This window comes from Streptomyces sp. NPDC000345, from assembly GCF_042898825.1.
Lineage (GTDB): Bacteria > Actinomycetota > Actinomycetes > Streptomycetales > Streptomycetaceae > Streptomyces.
Genome location: NZ_JBIAZE010000002.1, coordinates 397,974 through 416,284 on the forward strand (window position 1 = coordinate 397,974; position 18,311 = coordinate 416,284).

The 18,311-nt window shown below is 71.4% G+C and carries 16 protein-coding genes; 6 read left to right on the top strand and 10 right to left on the bottom strand.

Annotated elements, in window-relative coordinates; translation table 11 throughout:
- Positions 1 to 95: 95 nt before the first annotated feature.
- The 4 genes from ACFY30_RS06275 to ACFY30_RS06290 all read right to left on the bottom strand — a co-directional run bounded on the left by ACFY30_RS06275 (position 96) and on the right by ACFY30_RS06290 (position 4,553).
- On the bottom strand, positions 96 to 932 hold the full coding sequence (locus tag ACFY30_RS06275; protein ID WP_390843983.1) for an aldo/keto reductase: 837 nt from the start codon (positions 930 to 932) through the stop codon (positions 96 to 98).
- Between the two features lie 128 nt (positions 933 to 1,060).
- A complete protein-coding gene (locus ACFY30_RS06280; protein WP_390843984.1) occupies positions 1,061 to 2,887 on the bottom strand; it encodes an AMP-dependent synthetase/ligase in 1,827 nt (608 codons plus the stop codon).
- Between the two features lie 349 nt (positions 2,888 to 3,236).
- Entirely contained in the window at positions 3,237 to 3,518 is a 282-nt protein-coding gene (locus ACFY30_RS06285) for a hypothetical protein (protein ID WP_390843985.1), read from the bottom strand.
- A 120-nt stretch (positions 3,519 to 3,638) separates the two neighbouring features.
- A complete protein-coding gene (locus tag ACFY30_RS06290; RefSeq protein ID WP_390843986.1) occupies positions 3,639 to 4,553 on the bottom strand; it encodes a LysR substrate-binding domain-containing protein in 915 nt (304 codons plus the stop codon).
- A 140-nt stretch (positions 4,554 to 4,693) separates the two neighbouring features.
- Here ACFY30_RS06290 and ACFY30_RS06295 point away from each other — a divergent pair, with 140 nt between their 5' ends.
- Positions 4,694 to 5,710, top strand: a complete 1,017-nt coding sequence (locus ACFY30_RS06295; protein ID WP_390843987.1) for a bile acid:sodium symporter family protein — start codon at positions 4,694 to 4,696, stop codon at positions 5,708 to 5,710.
- An 82-nt stretch (positions 5,711 to 5,792) separates the two neighbouring features.
- Positions 5,793 to 6,320, top strand: a complete 528-nt coding sequence (locus tag ACFY30_RS06300) for an isochorismatase family protein (protein WP_390843988.1) — start codon at positions 5,793 to 5,795, stop codon at positions 6,318 to 6,320.
- Positions 6,321 to 6,392: 72 nt separating this feature from the next.
- On the opposite strand, the gene fdhD is transcribed toward ACFY30_RS06300, so the two are convergent.
- Genes fdhD through ACFY30_RS06325 form a run of 5 tightly spaced genes read right to left on the bottom strand, consistent with a single transcriptional unit; the run spans position 6,393 to position 12,869 of the window.
- Positions 6,393 to 7,241, bottom strand: a complete 849-nt coding sequence (gene fdhD, locus ACFY30_RS06305) for a formate dehydrogenase accessory sulfurtransferase FdhD (protein ID WP_390843989.1) — start codon at positions 7,239 to 7,241, stop codon at positions 6,393 to 6,395.
- A 7-nt stretch (positions 7,242 to 7,248) separates the two neighbouring features.
- On the bottom strand, positions 7,249 to 8,109 hold the full coding sequence (locus ACFY30_RS06310) for a 2Fe-2S iron-sulfur cluster-binding protein (protein ID WP_390843990.1): 861 nt from the start codon (positions 8,107 to 8,109) through the stop codon (positions 7,249 to 7,251).
- Positions 8,106 to 9,929 carry an NADH-ubiquinone oxidoreductase-F iron-sulfur binding region domain-containing protein gene (locus tag ACFY30_RS06315; RefSeq protein ID WP_390843991.1) on the bottom strand — a complete coding sequence of 608 codons (1,824 nt, stop codon included), beginning with the start codon at positions 9,927 to 9,929 and terminating at the stop codon, positions 8,106 to 8,108. The genes ACFY30_RS06310 and ACFY30_RS06315 overlap by 4 nt, the downstream gene beginning before the upstream one ends.
- 4 nt (positions 9,930 to 9,933) lie before the next feature.
- Positions 9,934 to 11,853: a molybdopterin oxidoreductase family protein gene (locus ACFY30_RS06320; RefSeq protein WP_390843992.1), complete on the bottom strand. Its 1,920-nt coding sequence runs from the start codon at positions 11,851 to 11,853 to the stop codon at positions 9,934 to 9,936.
- On the bottom strand, positions 11,850 to 12,869 hold the full coding sequence (locus ACFY30_RS06325) for a 2-dehydropantoate 2-reductase (RefSeq protein ID WP_390843993.1): 1,020 nt from the start codon (positions 12,867 to 12,869) through the stop codon (positions 11,850 to 11,852). Before ACFY30_RS06325 ends, ACFY30_RS06320 begins: the two co-directional genes overlap by 4 nt.
- Positions 12,870 to 13,063: 194 nt before the next feature.
- On the opposite strand from ACFY30_RS06325, the gene ACFY30_RS06330 reads away from it, so the two are divergent.
- From ACFY30_RS06330 to ACFY30_RS06345, 4 genes are all read left to right on the top strand, one after another.
- The gene (locus ACFY30_RS06330; protein WP_390843994.1) at positions 13,064 to 14,401 is read left to right on the top strand and encodes an OFA family MFS transporter; all 1,338 of its coding nucleotides are present in this window, start codon (positions 13,064 to 13,066) and stop codon (positions 14,399 to 14,401) included.
- Positions 14,367 to 14,504 (top strand): hypothetical protein, encoded by a 138-nt coding sequence (locus tag ACFY30_RS06335; RefSeq protein WP_390658724.1) that lies wholly within the window; start codon positions 14,367 to 14,369, stop codon positions 14,502 to 14,504. The genes ACFY30_RS06330 and ACFY30_RS06335 overlap by 35 nt, the downstream gene beginning before the upstream one ends.
- A gap of 172 nt (positions 14,505 to 14,676) precedes the next feature.
- Positions 14,677 to 15,615 (top strand): beta-ketoacyl-ACP synthase III, encoded by a 939-nt coding sequence (locus tag ACFY30_RS06340; protein WP_390843995.1) that lies wholly within the window; start codon positions 14,677 to 14,679, stop codon positions 15,613 to 15,615.
- Between the two features lie 216 nt (positions 15,616 to 15,831).
- Positions 15,832 to 16,509, top strand: a complete 678-nt coding sequence (locus tag ACFY30_RS06345) for a GntR family transcriptional regulator (RefSeq protein WP_390843996.1) — start codon at positions 15,832 to 15,834, stop codon at positions 16,507 to 16,509.
- Between the two features lie 239 nt (positions 16,510 to 16,748).
- Here the strand turns inward: ACFY30_RS06345 and ACFY30_RS06350 are convergent, their stop codons facing one another.
- A complete protein-coding gene (locus ACFY30_RS06350; protein WP_390843997.1) occupies positions 16,749 to 18,137 on the bottom strand; it encodes an OFA family MFS transporter in 1,389 nt (462 codons plus the stop codon).
- Positions 18,138 to 18,311: the final 174 nt, after the last annotated feature.

The window sequence follows — 18,311 nt, forward strand, 5'->3', positions numbered from 1 at the left end:
ATGAGGAGAGGGCGTGACCGGCGGTCACGCCCTCTCCCGACGCGCACGGGCGTCAGCCCGCCTCCCCGCCCGTGTGGGCGGCGGAGGTTCCGGGCTCAGCCCATGTCGAACGTCGCCGGGTCCGGGCCGATGCGCCGGTCCTCGTTGAGCGCGCTGATCGCCGCCAGGTCCTCGGCGTCCAGGCTGAAGTCGAACACGTCGATGTTCTCCGCGATCCGCGAAGGCGTGACGGACTTCGGGATCACCACGTTGCCGAGCTGGAGGTGCCAGCGCAGCACGACCTGGGCCGGGGTGCGGTTGTGCTTCTGGGCGATGGCCACGATCGCCGGGACCTCCAGAAGGCCCTTGCCCTGGCCCAGCGGCGACCAGGCCTCGGTGGCGATGCCCTGCTCCGCGTGGAACTCGCGGGCGGCGTGCTGCTGCAGATGCGGGTGCAGCTCGATCTGGTTGACCGCGGGGATGACCGACGTCTGCTCGATCAGCCGCTCCAGATGCTCCGGCAGGAAGTTGGAGACGCCGATCGCCTTGACCCGGCCGTCGGCGTACAGCTTCTCGAACGCCTTGTACGTGTCGACGTACGTCTTCCGGGCCGGCAGCGGCCAGTGGATGAGATACAGGTCGACGTAGTCCAGGCCCAGCTTCGCCAGGGAGGTGTCGAACGCGCGCAGCGTCGCGTCGTACCCCTGGTCGGAATTCCAGAGCTTGGTCGTGACGAAGAGCTCCTCGCGGGGCACGCCGGAGGTGGTGAGGGCCTTGCCGGTGCCCTCTTCGTTGCCGTAGATCGCCGCTGTGTCGATGCTGCGGTACCCGGCCTCCAGCGCGGTGGAGACCGCCCGCTCGGCCTCGTCGTCCGGCACCTGCCAGACACCGAAGCCCAGCTGGGGCATCTCGACGCCGTTGTTGAGGATGATCGGGGGGACCTTGCTGCTCACTAGCTCTCGATCCTTCGGTTGTCCGTCAGAGTGGTCTTAACATCCTCAACGATCACGGGCCGTCATGCATTCCTGACCGCGAATTCGTGCCCCGGAGCCCGCGAAGCCTCCCAAGCGGCGTGCGGGACCTACGTCCGGTACAGCGCGTCGACCTCGTTGGCGTACGCGTTCTCGATCGCCTTGCGCTTCAGTTTCAGCGACGGGGTGAGCAGCCCGTGCTCCTCGGTGAACGGCTGGGCCAGGATGCGGAAGGTGCGGATGGACTCGGCCTGCGAGACCAGGGTGTTCGCGGCGACGACGGCCCGGCGCACCTCCGCCTCCAGGTCCGGGTCGCGCACCAGCTGGGCGGGGGTCAGCTGCGGCTTGGCGCGCATCTGCAGCCAGTGCTCGACGGCCTCCTGGTCGAGGGTGATCAGGGCGGCGACGAACGGCCGGTCGTTGCCGACGACGATGCACTGGCTGACCAGGGGATGGTCGCGCACCCGCTCCTCCAGCGGCCCCGGCGAGACGCTCTTGCCGCCGGAGGTCACCAGGATCTCCTTCTTGCGGCCGGTGATGGTGAGGTACCCGTCCTCGTCGAGGGTCCCCAGGTCACCGGTGGCCAGCCAGCCGTCGTGCAGGGTCTCGTCGGTGGCCTTGGGATTGTTGAGGTATCCCTGGAAGACGTTGTCGCCGCGCAGCCAGATCTCGCCGTCGTCCGCGATGTGCACGGTCAGCCCGGGTATGGGCCGGCCGACGGTGCCGTAGCGGGTGCGGCCGGGCGGGTTGGCGGTCGCGGCGGCCGTCGACTCGGTCAGCCCGTAGCCCTCGTAGATCTGTATGCCGGCGCCCGCGAAGAACAGCCCCAGCCGGCGGTCCATCGCCGAGCCGCCCGACATCGCGTGCCGCACCCGGCCGCCCATCGCCGCCCGCAGCTTCGCGTAGACGACCTTGTCGAAGAACTGGTGCTGCATCCGCAGTCCCGCCGACGGCCCGGGCCCGGTCCCCCACGCCTTCGCCTCCACCGCCTCCGCGTAGGCCACGGCGACCTCGATCGCCTTCTCGAACGGGCCGGACCTGCCCTCCCGCTCGGCCCTGCGGCGGGCCGCGTTGAACACCTTCTCGAAGATGTACGGGACCGCCAGGAAGAACGTCGGCCGGAACGCGGCGAGATCCGGCAGCAGAGCGGCCGCGTGCAGCTGGGGCTGGTGGCCGAAGCGGACCCTGCCGCGGATCGCGGCGATCTGCACCATCCGTCCGAAGACATGCGCGAGCGGCAGGAAGAGCAGGGTGGCCGCCTCGTCGCCCTTGCGGGAGTGGAACACCGGCTCCCAGCGTTCGATGACCGTGTCCGCCTCGAACATGAAGTTGCCGTGCGAGATCACACAGCCCTTGGGACGGCCCGTGGTGCCCGACGTGTAGATGATCGTGGCGACCGAGTCGGGGGTGACCGCCTCGCGGTGCCGGTGCACCACCTCGTCCTCGACCGGGGCGCCGGCGTCGTACAGCTCCTGCACACAGCCCTCGTCCAGCTGCCACAGCTGACGCAGCCGAGGCAGCCGGTCGATGACGGTGGCGATCGTCATCGCGTGGTCCTCGTGCTCCACGACCGCCGCCGTGCACTCCGCGTCGTACAGCATCCAGAAGCACTGCTCGGCCGACGACGTCGGATAGACCGGCACCACCTGCGCGCCGATCGTCCACAGCGCGAAGTCGAACAGGGTCCACTCGTAGCGGGTGCGGGACATGATCGCGACCCGGTCGCCGAAGCGGACGCCCCGGGCCAGAAGGCCCTTGGCGAGCGCCAGCACCTCGTCACGGAACTCGGCGGCGGTCACGTCCCGCCAGTCGCCGTGCTCGTCCTTGCGGCCGAGCGCCACATGCAGCGGGTCCTCCTGGGCGTGCCGGAAGACGACGTCGGCCAGACCGCCGACCGGCGGTGCCAACGCCAACGGAGGGTTGGTGAACTCTCGCAAACCCCGCACCCCGCTTCTCATGGCCGCACAGCGCCGAAAGCTACCCCACCCCCGGACCGGACGGGAGGGGGACGGAAAGCGAGCGATGCTCTCGTCTGCGCTGGTCAGTGCTGGAAAATGGGCTCACATGGGGAAGGGTCGGACAGAAAACTGACGGAAGAGTAAGTTTCGGTGCCGTAATCTCCACCGAATCTGCCCGCCCCGCTTACGCCGCCCGCCCCTCCCCACGAGATCACGGACGGCGCGCCGCCTTCTCCTCGGTCAGCGACGGAACCACTGATTCCGTTACTCCGTCGGGGGTCGCGCGCGGCGCCCGCACCAGGGCGAGCACCAGGCCGCCGGCGGCCGGTCACGCGCGGCCCGCCGTCACCAGCGCCGTGTCGAGTCCGGCGGCGCGCGCGGCACGCAGGCCGTGCTCGGGCACGACACCGCGGAGGGCCGCCGCACCCCCGCCGCCGGCGTGTGCGCCGCCCCGCGCGTCAGGCCGTCCGCCATCCGGGACGTCAGTGCGGTGCCGCAGCAGCGTCAGCCCCCCGCGCACCGGGCTCATCCCCAGCAGCGTCTGCATCCGCATCGACACGTACGGCGTCACCCCGAACGCCACCCCGTCGAAGGCCGGCGCCCCCACCATCACCCCCACGAACGCCGGTCGGCGTAGCAGCGCCGGTAGCGGGGTGGGCGGCGAGAGGGGGGAGGGGGTCCGGTATGCGATATGCGATATGCGGTGTGGCGTACGCGTTCTACGGCCGGCTCAGTTCTCCCCGTCGCCCCGCGACCCGCCCCGGTGTCCGTGCCCCGCCGCCGGACGGCGTTGCAGGCGGTCCCCGCCCGCCAGGATCGCCGCCGCCAGCGCGTCCGCCGCGCCCTGCGCGGAGGCGCGCCGCCGACCGTGCACCAGGACGAAGTCCACCCGGCCCGGTTCCGGCAGTCCCGCCCGATCCGGGACGCGGACCAGGCCCGGCGGGATCAGGCCCCGCGAGTGCGCCATCACGCCGAGGCCGGCCCGGGCCGCCGCGATCAGCCCGTTGAGGCTGCCGCTCGTGCACACGATCCGCCACGCGCGCCCCTGCCGTTCCAGCGCCTCCAGGGCGAGTGCCCGGGTGATGCCCGGTGGCGGGAAGACGATCAGCGGCACCGGACGCCCGGGGTCGAGGCGCAGGCGTTCGGCGCCGATCCACACCAGTTCGTCGTGCCAGACCAGTTCGCCGCGCGGGTCCTCGGGGCGCCGCTTGGCGAGCACCAGGTCGAGCTTGCCGGCGGCCAGTTGCTCGTGCAGCGTGCCCGACAGTTCCACTGTCAGCTCCAGGTCGACCTCGGGGTGGTCGTACCGGAAGCCCTCCAAAATCTCCGGCAGCCGGGTCAGGACGAAGTCCTCGGAGGCGCCGAAGCGCAGCCTGCCGCGCAGCCTGGTGCCGGTGAAGAAAGCGGTTGCCTGCTCGTGCACCTCCAGGATCCGGCGCGCGAAGCCGAGCATCGCCTCGCCGTCCTCCGTGAGTTCCACGGAGTGCGTGTCCCGGGTGAACAGGGTCCGGCCGGTGGCGTCCTCCAGCCGCCGGACGTGCTGGCTGACCGTGGACTGGCGCAGCCCGAGCCGGCGCGCGGCCTGCGTGAAACTCAGCGTCTGGGCGACCGCGAGGAAGGTACGCAGATGGGAGGGGTCGTACACAGTCGACACCCTACTGGTCATCGCATACCGCGATCACAGTCAGAACGGTATGACGGATTCCCGATCACGGATCCGAGGAGGACGATGGAGGGGGCCCCTCCGGGCCTCGAGGCAAGTCCGTCGAACGCACGTGGAGCACCGTGAAACGCCTGCAGTGGCCGAGCCGGATGCCGGTCGACCCCTACATCCTGCTGTTGCTCGGGACGGTCGGGCTCGCGGCACTGTTCCCGGCCCGCGACACCGCCGCGGATGTGGCCTCCGGCGCCTCCACTGCGGCGATCGCCTTCCTCTTCTTCCTCTACGGCGCCCGCCTCTCCAGCCGGGAGGCACTGGACGGACTGCGGCACTGGCGGCTCCACACCACCGTCCTCGTCTGCACCTTCGTGATCTTCCCGCTGCTCGGCCTGGCCGCCCGCGGGTTCGTTCCGGTGTTCCTCACCCAGCCGCTCTACCAGGGGCTGCTCTTCCTCACCCTCGTGCCGTCGACCATCCAGTCGTCGATCGCCTTCACGTCGATCGCCCGCGGGAACGTTCCCGCCGCGATCTGCGCGGGCTCCTTCTCCTCCCTGGTGGGCATCGTCGTCACCCCGCTGCTGGCGGCAGCCCTGCTGGGCAGCAGCGGAGGTGGCTTCTCGGCCGACTCCCTCGTGGAGATCGTGCTGCAGCTGCTGGTGCCGTTCACCGCCGGGCAGGTGCTGCGCCGCTGGATCGGCGGGTTCGTCACCCGGCACAAGAAGGTGCTGGGGCTGGTCGACCGCGGCTCGATCCTCCTCGTCGTCTACACCGCGTTCAGCGAGGGCATGGTCCAGGGCATCTGGCACCAGGTCAGCGCCGTACGGCTCGGCGGACTGCTCGTCGTCGAGGCCCTGCTCCTCGCGGTGATGCTGACCCTGACCTGGTACGGCGGCAAGGCCCTGCGGTTCGACCGGGAGGACCGGATCGCCCTCCAGTTCGCGGGCTCCAAGAAGTCCCTCGCCTCCGGACTGCCCATGGCGAGCGTCCTGTTCGGCGCGCACGCCTCCCTCGCCGTGCTGCCCCTGATGCTCTTCCACCAGATGCAGCTCATGGTGTGCGCGGTGATCGCCAAGCGGCGGGCGCGGGATCCGCTGGAGGCGTCGCGGGGAGACACCACGCAACGGGAGTCGGCGGCGGTGTGAGACACCGCCGAACGCGACCGGCGCCACGGCCCGTTGATCCGGATGTCCGGTACGGAACGCTCACGGCGGATAACGTTCCGTCATGACCGCACCCCTCGTGCTCGCCCCCGCCCGCACCGCCCTCGTCCTCGTCGACCTGATGGACCGGATCGTCGCCCTGCCCCTGGAACCCCGCAAGGGCACCGAAGTGCTGTCCGCCGCCGAGGAGTTGGCGGACGCCTTCCGCGCGGCCGGCGCCCTCGTCGTCCTCGTTCGCGTCGAACGCCCCGGCGTCGCCGAACAGCCGCCTGGCAGCGCACTCGTCCACGGACTGCTCCGGGACGGCGACGTCGAGATCGTGAAGCGGACCATCGGCGCCTTCCAGGGCACCGGCCTGGACGAGCGGCTGCGCGCGCACGGGGTGACCACCGTCGTCCTCGGCGGCATCGCCACCAACCTCGGCGTCGAGTCCACCGCCCGCGCCGCCGCCGACCTCGGCTACGACCTCGTCTTCGTCGAGGACGCCATGGCCGCGCTCACCCGGGCCGAGCACGAGGCGTCGGTGAAACTGGACTTCCCGCGGCTGGGAACCGTCGTGCGGGCGGCGCGGGTGCGCCTGGCGGCGGACTGAGGCGGGGCCCCCGCGGCGCAGGGGGCGCTCCCCGCCGGCCGGGGCCCCGCCGCCGTGCCGCGGGGAACCGGGTCACCCCCGGGCGGCCGCGGTCCGCAGGGCGATGCGGTCCTCACCCGCGTACACGTTCATGGAGCCGCCCCGCAGGAAGCCCACCAGGGTCAGCCCCGACTCCGCGGCCAGGTCCACGGCCAGCGAGGAGGGCGCCGAGACCGCCGCGAGCACCGGGATGCCCGCCATCACGGCCTTCTGTGCCAGCTCGAACGACGCCCGCCCCGACACCAGCAGGATCGTGCGCGACAGCGGCAGGTCGCCGTTCTGCAGGGCGCGGCCGACCAGCTTGTCCACCGCGTTGTGCCGGCCCACGTCCTCCCGTACGTCCAGCAGCCCGCCGTCCTCGGAGAACAGCGCCGCCGCGTGCAGACCGCCGGTCCGGTCGAAGACCCGCTGGGCCGCGCGCAGCCGGTCGGGGAGGCTCGCGAGCAGCTCGGGCCCGACACGGACCGGGGGAGTGTCGGCGATGGGCCAGCGGGCCGTCGTACGGACCGCGTCCAGGCTCGCCTTGCCGCACAGACCGCACGAGGAGCTGGTGTACACGTTCCGCTCGAGGGTGATGTCGGGGACCGTCACACCGGGGGCCGTCTTCACGTCCACCACGTTGTAGGTGTTGGTGCCGTCGGCGGTCGCGCCCGCGCAGTAGACGATGTTCTGCAGATCGGACACGGCGGCCAGGACGCCTTCGCTCACCAGGAAGCCGGCGGCCAGCGCGAAGTCGTCACCGGGCGTGCGCATGGTGATGGCGAGCGGCTTGCCGTTGAGCCGGATCTCCATCGGCTCCTCGGCGACGAGGGTGTCCGGCCGGGTGGAGACCGCTCCGTCGCGTATGCGGAGCACCTTGCGTCGTTCGGTGACTCGTCCCATGTGGTGATCAGCCCCGGTTCTGTACGTGCTGGTAGCCGAAGCGGCCCTTGATGCAGAGATTGCCGTGGGTCACCGGGTTGTCGTGCGGTGAGGTGACCTTCACGATCTCATTGTCCTGCACGTGGAGGGTGAGGTTGCAGCCCACGCCGCAGTACGCGCACACCGTCGTCGTCCGCGTCTGCGCCTGCTCGTCCCAGGTGCCCGCCTCCCGCCGGTCGAACTCGGACCGGAACGACAGCGCCCCCGTCGGGCACACCTCGACGCAGTTCCCGCAGTACACGCACGCGGAGTCGGTCAGCGGGGCGTCGTGCTCCACCGCGATCCGGGCGTCGAAACCGCGGCCCGTCACGGAGATCGCGAAGGTGTTCTGCCACTGGTCACCGCAGGCGTCGACGCACTTGTAGCACAGGACGCACTTGTCGTAGTCGCGGACGTAGAGATCGTTGTCGACCCTCGGTTCCTCGTCGAGCCGGGCGGCGTCCGGGCCGAAGCGCTCCGGCTTCGCCTCGTACTCCTTGATCCAGTCCGCGACCAGCGGTGTCGTGGACAGGTCGACCGAGGACGCGAGCAGCTCCAGGACGATCTTGCGGCTGTGCCGGGCGCGTTCCGTGTCGGTGCGCACCACCATCCCCGGCTCGGCCCTGCGGGAGCAGGCGGGGACGAGGGTGCGCGCCCCCTCCACCTCGACCACGCACACCCGGCAGGCGTTCCGCGGCCGCAGGGTGTCGCCCTGGCAGAGCACCGGGATGTCCTTCCCGGCCGCCCGGCACGCGTCGAGGACGGTCGACCCCTCGGGAACCCGGGCCCGCTCCCCGTCGATCGTGAACTCCAGCAGCCGGCGCGGGATCCCCAGCGGTGTCACGGTCATTCGTACGCCCCCAGACGGTCGATGGCGGATTCCACGGCGTTCCACGCGGTCTGCCCCAGACCGCAGATCGAGGCGTCCCGCATGGCGCGGCCGACCTCTCTGAGCAGGGCGATGTCGTCGGCCGCCGCCGCACCCGTACGCTCGGCGAGCCGGCGCAGCGCCTCCTCCTGGCGCACGGTCCCCACCCGGCACGGCACGCACTGCCCGCAGGACTCGTCGCGGAAGAACTCGGCGATGCGCAGCAGCAGACGGGGCAGCGGCACCGTGTCGTCGAACGCCATGACGACACCCGAACCGAGGGTCGTGCCCGCCTCGCGGGTGCCCTCGAAGGTGAGCGGGACGTCGAGTTCGTCGGCTCGGACGAAGCCGCCGGCCGCGCCGCCGAGCAGCACGGCCCGCAGACCCGGCCGCACCCCCGCCCGCTCCAGCAGCTCGCCCAGCGTCACACCGAAGGGAAGCTCGTACACGCCGGGGCGTTCGACGCTGCCCGACACGCAGTACAGCTTGGGGCCGGTCGACCTCTCCGTGCCGACGGCCGCGTACGCCGGTGCGCCCATGGTCAGCACCGGCAGGACGTTGACGAGGGTCTCGACGTTGTTCTCGACCGTCGGCTTGCCGAACAGGCCCTTCTCCACGGGGAACGGCGGCTTCGAGCGCGGCTCGCCCCGGTGGCCCTCGATCGAGTTGAACAGGGCGGTCTCCTCGCCGCAGATGTACGCGCCCGCGCCCCTGCGGATCTCGATGTCGAAGGCGTAGCCCTGGCCGAGGACGTCGTCGCCCAGCAGACCACGGGCCCGGGCCTGGTCCACTGCATACTGCATACGGTGTGCCGCCCGCGGGTATTCGCCCCGCAGGTAGAGGTATCCGGTGTGCGCGCCGATCGCATACGCCGCGACCGTCATCGCCTCCACCAGCGCGTACGGGTCGCCCTCCATGATCACCCGGTCCTTGAAGGTGCCCGGCTCGGATTCGTCGGCGTTGCACACCAGGTAGTGCGGGTGGTCGGGCTGGGATGCCGTGGCCTGCCACTTGCGCCCCGTGGGAAAGGCGGCGCCGCCCCGGCCGACCAGGCCGGAGTCGCCGACCTCGCGGATCACCCCGGCGGGGCCGAGCGCGAACGCCCGGCGCAGGGCCGTGTAGCCGCCGTGCGCCCGGTACTCGTCCAGCGACGCCGGGTCGACCACGCCGACGCGGCGCAGCAGGGTCAGCGAGGGGTCGCCGGCCTGCGGGACCGCCGACGCCGGCGGCGGCTCCTCGGCAGCGGAGTCGGGCGCGCTCGCGGCGCGTACGGCCGCCTCGACCGTCGCCGGCGCCGACACCGCCGTACGCACCGGGTCACCCGCCCTGATCGCGAGGGCGGCCGGGGCGCGTTCGCACAGCCCGAGGCAGGGACCGCGCTCGACGGACACTCCGCTGCCGGGGCCGAGCCGGGCTTCGGCTCCGGCGCACAGGTCCGCCGCGCCGGCGGCCGCGCAGGCGAGGTCCGTGCACAGGTGCAGCACGGTCGCCGGGCGCGGCCGGACGGAGAACATCGCGTAGAAGGTGGCGACGCCGTAGGCCTCCGCCGGCGGCACGGTCAGCCGCCGGCACAGGTGGTCGAGGGCCCCCTGGCTGATCCAGCCGACCCGGTCGTTGATCGCGTGCAGCCCCGGCAGCAGCAGGTCGCGGCGGTCCCGGGCCTCACGTCCGCCGCGCGCCCACCGCAGATCGGTGTCCGTGCGGTCGGCGCCCTCCCATGCCGACCGGGGAGGACCGAGCAGGGCGTCGACGGCCGCCCGTTCCTCGTCCGTCGGCTCGCTGTCGCCGAAGTGCAGGTCCACGCCATCACCTCACAGGGGTCGGGACGGGGAGCTTCTCGATCCGGATCGCCGACGCCTTGAACTCCGCCGTCCCCGCGATCGGGCAGTTGGCCTCGATCGTCAGCCGGTTGGTGTCCACCTCGTCGGGAAAGTGCATCGTCATGAACGCGAGCCCGGGCCGCAGCGCCGTGTCGATCCACACCGGCGCGACGACCGCCCCGCGCCGTGAGGCGACCCGCACCTGCTCGCCGACCACGACCCCGTACCGTTCGGCGTCCTCCGGGCACAGCTCGACGAACTCGCCGCGCCGCAGCGGAGAGGCGAAACCCCCGCTCTGCACACCGGTGTTGTACGAGTCCAGGCGCCGGCCGGTGGTCAGCCGGATCGGGTACTCCTCGTCGGTCAGGTCGACCGGCGGATCGTGCCGCACGATCCCGAACGGAGCCCTCCTTCCCCGGCGTTCCGGCTCGCTCTCCCACAACCGGCCGTGCAGATAGGAGGGTTCGAGCCGCTCGGTGCTCGGGCAGGGCCACTGGATGCCCTGGTGCTCCTCCAGGCGCTCGTAGGTCATGCCGTGGTGGTCGGGGGAGAGCGACCTGAGCTCGTTCCACACGGCCTCGGCGTCCGCGTACTTCCAGTCGTGGCCGAGGCGGGCCGCGAGGTCGCAGATGACCTCGATGTCCTCGCGTGCCTCGCCGGGCGGCGTGAGCGCCCTGCGGACCCGCTGAACCCGCCGTTCGCTGTTGGTGGTCGTGCCGTCCGTCTCCGCCCAGCCGGCGGTCGCGGGCAGGACGACGTCGGCCAGCTCCGCGGTCTTCGTGAGGAAGATGTCCTGCACGACGAGGAAGTCCAGCCGCCGCAGACGCCGTACGGCCTGCTCGCTGTCCGCCTCCGACTGCGCAGGGTTCTCGCCGATGCAGTAGACGGCCCGCAGCGACCCCTCCTCCATCGCCTCGAACATCTCCGTCAGGTTCATCCCGTGGTGCGGCCGGATGACGGTGTCCCACGCCGACTCGAACCTCAGCCGGGCCCCGGGGTCGAGGATGTCCTGGAAGCCGGGGAGGCGGTTGGGTATGGCGCCCATGTCGCCGCCGCCCTGGACGTTGTTCTGGCCGCGCAGCGGCTGCAGTCCGCTGCCGTACCGTCCGACGTGCCCGGTCAGCAGTGACAGGTTGATCAGCGCGCGCACGTTGTCGGTGCCGTTGTGGTGCTCGGTGATGCCGAGGGTCCAGCACAGCTGGGCGCGCTCGGCGCGGGCGTAGGCATGTGCCAACTCCCTGATGGCGGACGCCGGTACGCCCGTCACCTTCTCCGCCAGCGACAGCGTCCAGGGCTCGACGAGCGCCCGGTACTCCTCGAAGCCGGACGTCGCCCGCTCGATGAACGCCTCGTTGGCCAGCCCCGCCCGGATGATCTCGCGGCCGATCGCGTGCGCCATCGGGATGTCGGTGCCGACGTCGAGGCCCAGCCAGCTCTCCGCCCATGCGGCGGTGGAGGTGCGGCGCGGGTCGACCGCGTACATCCGGGCGCCGTTCCTGATCCCCCTGAGCACGTGCTGGAAGAAGATCGGGTGGGCGAAGCGGGCGTTGGAGCCCCACATCACGATGACGTCGGTGTGCTCGATCTCCTCGTACGACGACGTCCCGCCCCCCGAGCCGAAGGCCGCCGACAGCCCCGCGACGCTGGGGGCGTGGCAGGTGCGGTTGCAGGAGTCGACGTTGTTGGTGCCCATCACGACCCGGGCGAACTTCTGTGCCACGTAGTTCGTCTCGTTGGTGGCCCGGGCACAGGAGAACATGCCGAACGCCTCCCGGTTGCGCCACAGTCCCCGGGCCGCGCGGTCGAGGGCCTCCTCCCAGCTCGCCTGCCGGAAGGGCTCGTCGCGGGAGTCGCGGACCAGGGGACGGGTGAGCCTTGAGTAGGTCTTCGGTTGCCGTTTTCTCATGCGGCGCTCCTCAGTGCGAGCAGGTCCGAGATGGCGTGCACGGTGCGCAGGGTGGGCACCGGCACGCCGGTGATCTCCGCCAGTTCGACGACCGCCGCGAGGAGCACGTCGAGTTCGAGCGGCTTGCCGCGCTCCAGGTCCTGGAGCGTCGAGGTGCGGTGGTCGCCGACCCGCTCCGCGCCGGCGAGGCGGCGTTCGACGGAGACGCCCACCTCGCAGCCGAGGGCCTCGGCCACGGCCAGGGTCTCGCGCATCATCGTCTCGATGACCTGGCGGGTGCCGCCGTGCAGACACATCTGCCGCATGGTGGCGCGGGCCAGGGCACTGATCGGGTTGAAGGAGATGTTGCCCAGCAGCTTGAGCCAGATGTCGTTGCGCAGGTCCGGTTCCACCGGGCACTTGAGGCCGCCCGCCGTCATGGCCTCGCTGAACCGCGTGCACCGTGCCGAGACGCCGCGGCCGGGCTCGCCGACCGAGAACCTCGTTCCTTCCAAGTGCCGTACGACGCCCGGCGCCTGGAGTTCGGTCGCCGCGTACACGACGCAGCCGACGGCCCGCTCGGGCGCGAGCACCGCGCTGACCGCGCCGCCGGGATCCACGCTCTCGACGCGATGGCCGTCGTAGGGGCCGCCGTGCCGGTGGAAGTACCACCAGGGGATGCCGTTCTGGGCGGCGATCACCGCCGTGCTGTCGTGCAGCAGCGGCTCGATCAGCGGCCCGCACGCCGCGTACGAGTGGGCCTTCAGGCCCAGGAAGACGAAGTCGACCGGGCCGATCTCGGCCGGGTCGTCGGTCGCGTGGGCGCGGGCGGTGAAGTCGCCGCGCGGACTGTGCACCCGCACCCCGTGCCGCCTCATGGCCGCCAGATGCGGTCCACGGGCGACGAGGTGCACGTCGGCGCCCGCGCGATGGAGCGCTGCACCGACGTAGGCGCCGATCGCACCGGCGCCGAGGACTGCGACTTTCATGGTGAGGGAGCTCCGTTCGGTCGAGGGTACCGAGGAACTGCCGAACACTGTCGACTGAATATTGTCTACAGTATGGCGGTGGGGGCGGCAAGGGGTCGCGCAGCGCCATCGACGCAGGGAAGGCCGGGGAAGCCGGGAGCCCGCCCGGTCCGACCGTTCGGCGCATCCCGCATACCGTTCATCGCGTACGGTCGACGCGCCGCCTTCTCAACACCCTTGATCCTTCCTACCGTTCGGGACTCATGAGCCCCCCTGTCGCACCGCCCGGCTGGAGCCGCTGGCTCGTGCCCCCGGCCGCCCTCTCGGTCCATCTCTCCATCGGTCAGGCCTACGCCTGGTCCGTCTTCAAGCCGCCGCTGGAGTCGGCGCTCGGCCTCAGCGGCACCCAGAGCGCGCTGCCCTTCCAGCTCGCCATCGTCATGCTCGGCCTGTCCGCCGCGTTCGGCGGCACGCTCGTCGAGCGCAACGGACCGCGCTGGGCCATGACGGTCGCCCTGGTCTGCTTCTCCTCCGGCTTCCTGATCTCTGCGCTCGGCGCCGCCGCCGAGCAGTACTGGCTGATCGTCCTCGGCTACGGCTTCGTCGGCGGCATCGGCCTCGGCATCGGATACATCTCGCCGGTCTCCACCCTGATCAAGTGGTTCCCGGACCGGCCCGGCATGGCCACCGGCATCGCCATCATGGGCTTCGGCGGCGGCGCGCTCATCGCCTCGCCCTGGTCGGCGCAGATGCTGGAGTCCTTCGGCGCGGACCACTCCGGGATCGCGCTCGCGTTCCTCGTCCACGGGACGGCGTACGCGGTCTTCATGACCCTCGGCGTGCTGCTGGTGCGCGTGCCGCGCACCGCGCGGTCCGCGGCCGCGGCGGGGCCGGCCGCCGTCACGGGCGTGCAGGTCTCGGCGCGTTCCGCGGTGCGCACCCCGCAGTTCTGGTGTCTGTGGGTCGTCCTGTGCATGAACGTCACCGCCGGCATCGGCATCCTGGAGAAGGCCGCTCCGATGATCACGGACTTCTTCGCCGGCACCTCCACACCGGTGTCCGTGACGGCCGCCGCCGGCTTCGTCGCCCTGCTGTCCGCGGCCAACATGGCGGGCCGCATCGGCTGGTCCTCCACCTCCGACCTGATCGGCCGCAAGAACATCTACCGCCTCTACCTGGGCGCCGGCGCGCTGATGTACGCCCTCATCGCCCTGTTCGGCGACTCCTCCAAGCCGCTGTTCATCCTGTGCGCCCTGGTGATCCTCTCCTTCTACGGCGGCGGCTTCGCCACGATCCCCGCCTATCTGAAGGACCTGTTCGGAACCCACCAGGTGGGCGCGATCCACGGGCGGCTGCTCACCGCCTGGTCCACGGCCGGCGTACTCGGCCCGCTGATCGTGAACTGGATCGCCGACCGGCAGGAGGAGGCCGGCCGACACGGCTCGGACCTCTACTCCCTCTCCCTGTTCATCATGATCGGGCTGCTCGCCGTCGGCTTCGTCGCCAACGAGCTGGTCCGCCCCGTCCACGCCCGCCACCACGTCCCCGCCCCGAAGGAGGCCGTCGATGTCGCAGCCCGGCAGCAGCCCGAGTCCGCCTGACCGGAGGCCGCTGATCGCGTTCGCCTGGCTGTGGGTGGGCGCGCCGCTCGCCTACGGACTGTACGAGCTGGTGCAGAAGGCGACGAAGCTGTTCACCGGCTAGCCGTTCGCGCTGCTCACGGCCAGGCGTTCGGAAACTGTTCGGGCGTCCGAGGGCTAGAGGGAAGCCGACAACCCCGGCGTCCGTTTCCTGTCGCAACACCTGTCCCCGTACCCGTGAGTCACTGATCAGACTGGTGGATCCCGCTACCCACGGCAACGAGGGGGACCCCCCAATGAACGGCTCGCGCATCGCCGCCGTCGGCCACTACCAGCCCGCCAGGGTGCTCACCAACGAGGACCTGGCGGGCATGGTCGACACCAGTGACGAGTGGATCAGGAGCCGGGTGGGCATCCGGACCCGCCACATCGCCGGCCCCGACGAGCCCGTGGACGAGCTGGCCGCGCACGCCGCCGCCAAGGCGCTCGCGGCGGCCGGACTCGCCCCCTCCGACATCGACCTCGTGCTGGTCGCGACCTCCACCGCGGTCGACCGCTCGCCCAACATGGCCGCCAGGGTCGCCGCCCGCCTCGGCGTTCCGAGCCCGGCCGCCATGGACGTCAACGTCGTGTGCGCCGGCTTCACCCACGCCCTGGCCACCGCCGACCACACCGTCCGCGCCGGTGCCGCGACCCGTGCGCTGGTCATCGGGGCGGACAAGATGTCCGAGGTGACGGACTGGTCCGACCGCACGACGTGCGTGCTCGTCGGCGACGGGGCGGGCGCCGCGGTCGTCGAGGCCGCGGAGGAGCCCGGTATCGCGCCCGTGCTGTGGGGATCCGTGCCCGAGATGGGGCACGCGGTACGCATCGAGGGTCAGCCGGCGCGGTTCGCGCAGGAGGGCCAGAGCGTCTACCGGTGGGCCACCACCCGGCTGCCGCCGCTCGCCCGGCAGGCCTGCGAGCGGGCCGGTCTCGTCCCCGAGGACCTGGCCGCCGTCGTCCTGCACCAGGCGAACCTGCGGATCATCGAGCCCCTCGCGCAGAAGATCGGCGCCGTCAACGCGGTGGTCGCCCGCGATGTCACCGCTTCGGGGAACACCTCCGCCGCCAGCATCCCGCTCGCCTTCTCCAAGCTCGTCGAGCAGGGCGCGATCTCCACGGGGGACCCGGTGCTGCTGTTCGGCTTCGGCGGCAACCTCTCGTACGCGGGGCAGGTCGTACGCTGCCCGTGAGCGGCGTGCTCCCGGTCGGGCCTCCGGTGATGTGACGCGTCCGACGGGACCGTGGACTGGCTACAGTGCGCCGTAGACTGTAGACGAAAGACAATCGATACTCGGCTGTAGACAGTACGCAGTACACGGTGGACAGCCGACCCCGAGACGTCTTTCGCATACGTGGCTTTCCGGCTGCACTCGCTGCCCGGCGCTGCCCAGGAGGGGATCCGACCGATGTTGTCGACAGGACTGCCGCAGGGTGCGGTACCCAAGCTCGAACGGCCAGGCCCGCTGCGCGACCGTGTCTACGAGGCGCTGCTCGAACTCATCACCACCCGCGCCCTCCAGCCCGGCCAGCACCTGGTCGAGAGCGAACTGGCGAGCCATCTCGGTGTCTCCCGCCAGCCGGTGCGCGAGGCGCTGCAGCGGCTCAACACCGAGGGCTGGGTGGACCTCAGGCCCGCCCAGGGCGCGTTCGTGCACGAGCCGACCGAGGAAGAGGCCGACCAACTCCTCACCGTCCGTACGCTGTTGGAGGCCGAGGCTGCCCGGCTCGCCGCCGCGCACGCGGACCAGGCCGGCATCGAAGCCCTGGACGAGATCCAGGCGCAGGGCCAGCTGGCCGTGGCCAAGGACGACGTGGACGCCGCCGTCGTACTCAACGCCCGCTTCCACGCCAAGATCATGGAGCTGGCCGGCAACGCGGTCCTCGCCGAGCTGGCGGCGCAGGTCGACCGCCGGGTGCGCTGGTACTACACGCCCGTGGCGCGGCAGCGCGGCCACCAGTCCTGGATCGAGCACCGCGACCTGATCACCGCCATCGCCGATCACGACGAGCAGCTGGCCACCCGCCTCATGCGCGAGCACACCGAGCACACCCGGCGTTCGTACCACGACCGCGCCAAGTCCTGATCCTTCTCGGGGCACTGGCCCCGGCGCGCCCCGACCGCCGGCTTCACCACCGGCGGTCGGCCGAAGCCGCCCGGCAGGCTGCGGCCCGGGCGCGTGACGGAAGGCGGGGTCCGCCCCGGTCATGGCGGACCCCGATCCCCTGTGCGCCGTCAGGCGGTGGCGCCGCTGGTGCGGGTCCCCCTCCGCCCCCGCGAACCCGCTGCGCACGCCCCCGGCTGCCGCAGCGGCCGTGCGATCGGCTACGCCATCTCCTCACCGAGGGGCTGCGGGTTGGGGACGATGCTCCGGGCCTTCGGCGTGCCCGGGGACTTCAGGAAGAGCGCCAGGACCGCGGAGGCCAGCCCGATGGAACCCGCGAGCACGAACGCGCCCCGGTAGTCCCACGCGTCGACGACCACCGCGCCCAGTCCGGAGCCGACGAGCCCCGAGATCAGCTTCGAGCTGTAGACCATCCCGTAGTTGCTCGCGTTGTTGTTCTCACCGAAGTAGTCGGCCGTCATGGCCGCGAACAGCGGGAAGATCGCCCCGCCGCCGAAGCCGGAGACCATCGAGCAGAACAGGAAGAACGGCATGCTGCCCATCTGGCCGGAGACCAGCACCCCGAACTGCGCGGTACCGAGCACGAGGCACACGATGATCAGGGTGCTGCGGCGCCCGCAGCGGTCGGAGATCCAGCCGATGACACCGCGGCCGGTGCCGTTGACGATCGCCTTCAGGGACATCGCCGTGGCCACGATCCCGCCCGCGAAGCCCATGTCCTTGCCGAACGGCACCTGGAAGGCGATGCCGAAGATGTTGATGCCGGCCGTGCACAGCAGACAGAACCACATCATCCACAGGACGGGCGTGCGCGCGGCCTCCTTCGGGGTGTACTGCTTGGCCGCCGGCGGGTTCTTCGCCAGCGCCCGGCGGATCTTCGGGTCGTCGGTGACCTTCAGCGGGTCGACGTGCGCGGGCCACCAGTTCTTCGGCGGGTCCCGGAAGAACCAGCCGGCCGTGGCCACCACCAGACACAGCCCGACGCCCACCGACGCCAGGACGCCCCGGTAGTTGCCCAGGTCCATGTACGAGGTGAACAGGAACACGAACGGCACGGAGCCGTAGGCGAAACCGCCGTTGACGAAGCCGGTCTTGCCTCCCTTGCGCTCCGGATACCACTTGCCGACCATGTTGATGCAGGTCGCATACACCAGACCGGCACCGATCCCGCTGCACATGCCGAAGCCGAGATAGGCGACGAGCACGTTCGGCGCGTACGCCAGCGAGAGATAGCCCAGCAGGGTCCCGACCGCGCCGATCAGCATCGCCGTACGGGCGGGAAGCCTGCCGCTCTCCCGCAGTTGTCCGGCCGGGAAGGCCACGGCCGCCTGGAAGAACACCCAGACGCCCATCAGCCAGAAGATGTGTCCGCTGCTCCACAGATGGGCCTCGTGGAGCGTGTCCTCCGCCGACGTGAACGCGTATTCGGCGGAACTGATGCCCATCATGCCCACCCAAGGCAGGACGACCATCCACTTGCGTGCGCGGCCCATGATGTCGATGTCGGACTCGCCGATCCGGTACACGCGGCCGTTGCGGTCCGTCACCTCCCGGTGGGGGAGGGACGTCGAGTAGTCGGTTGTCGTCATGCAGCTCAGCACCCCTTGCGTCGAAAGTTCTGGCCAGCGCCCCCTGTCCAATGCCTTTCGTGCGCGCACGGGTCCCGGGGCCGGCCCGCGCGCCCCCCCCCGCCCGCCCCCCCCCGGGCCCCCCCGCAACCCCCCCCCCCCCGGCCCCCCCCCCCCCCCCCCCGGAAAAACCCC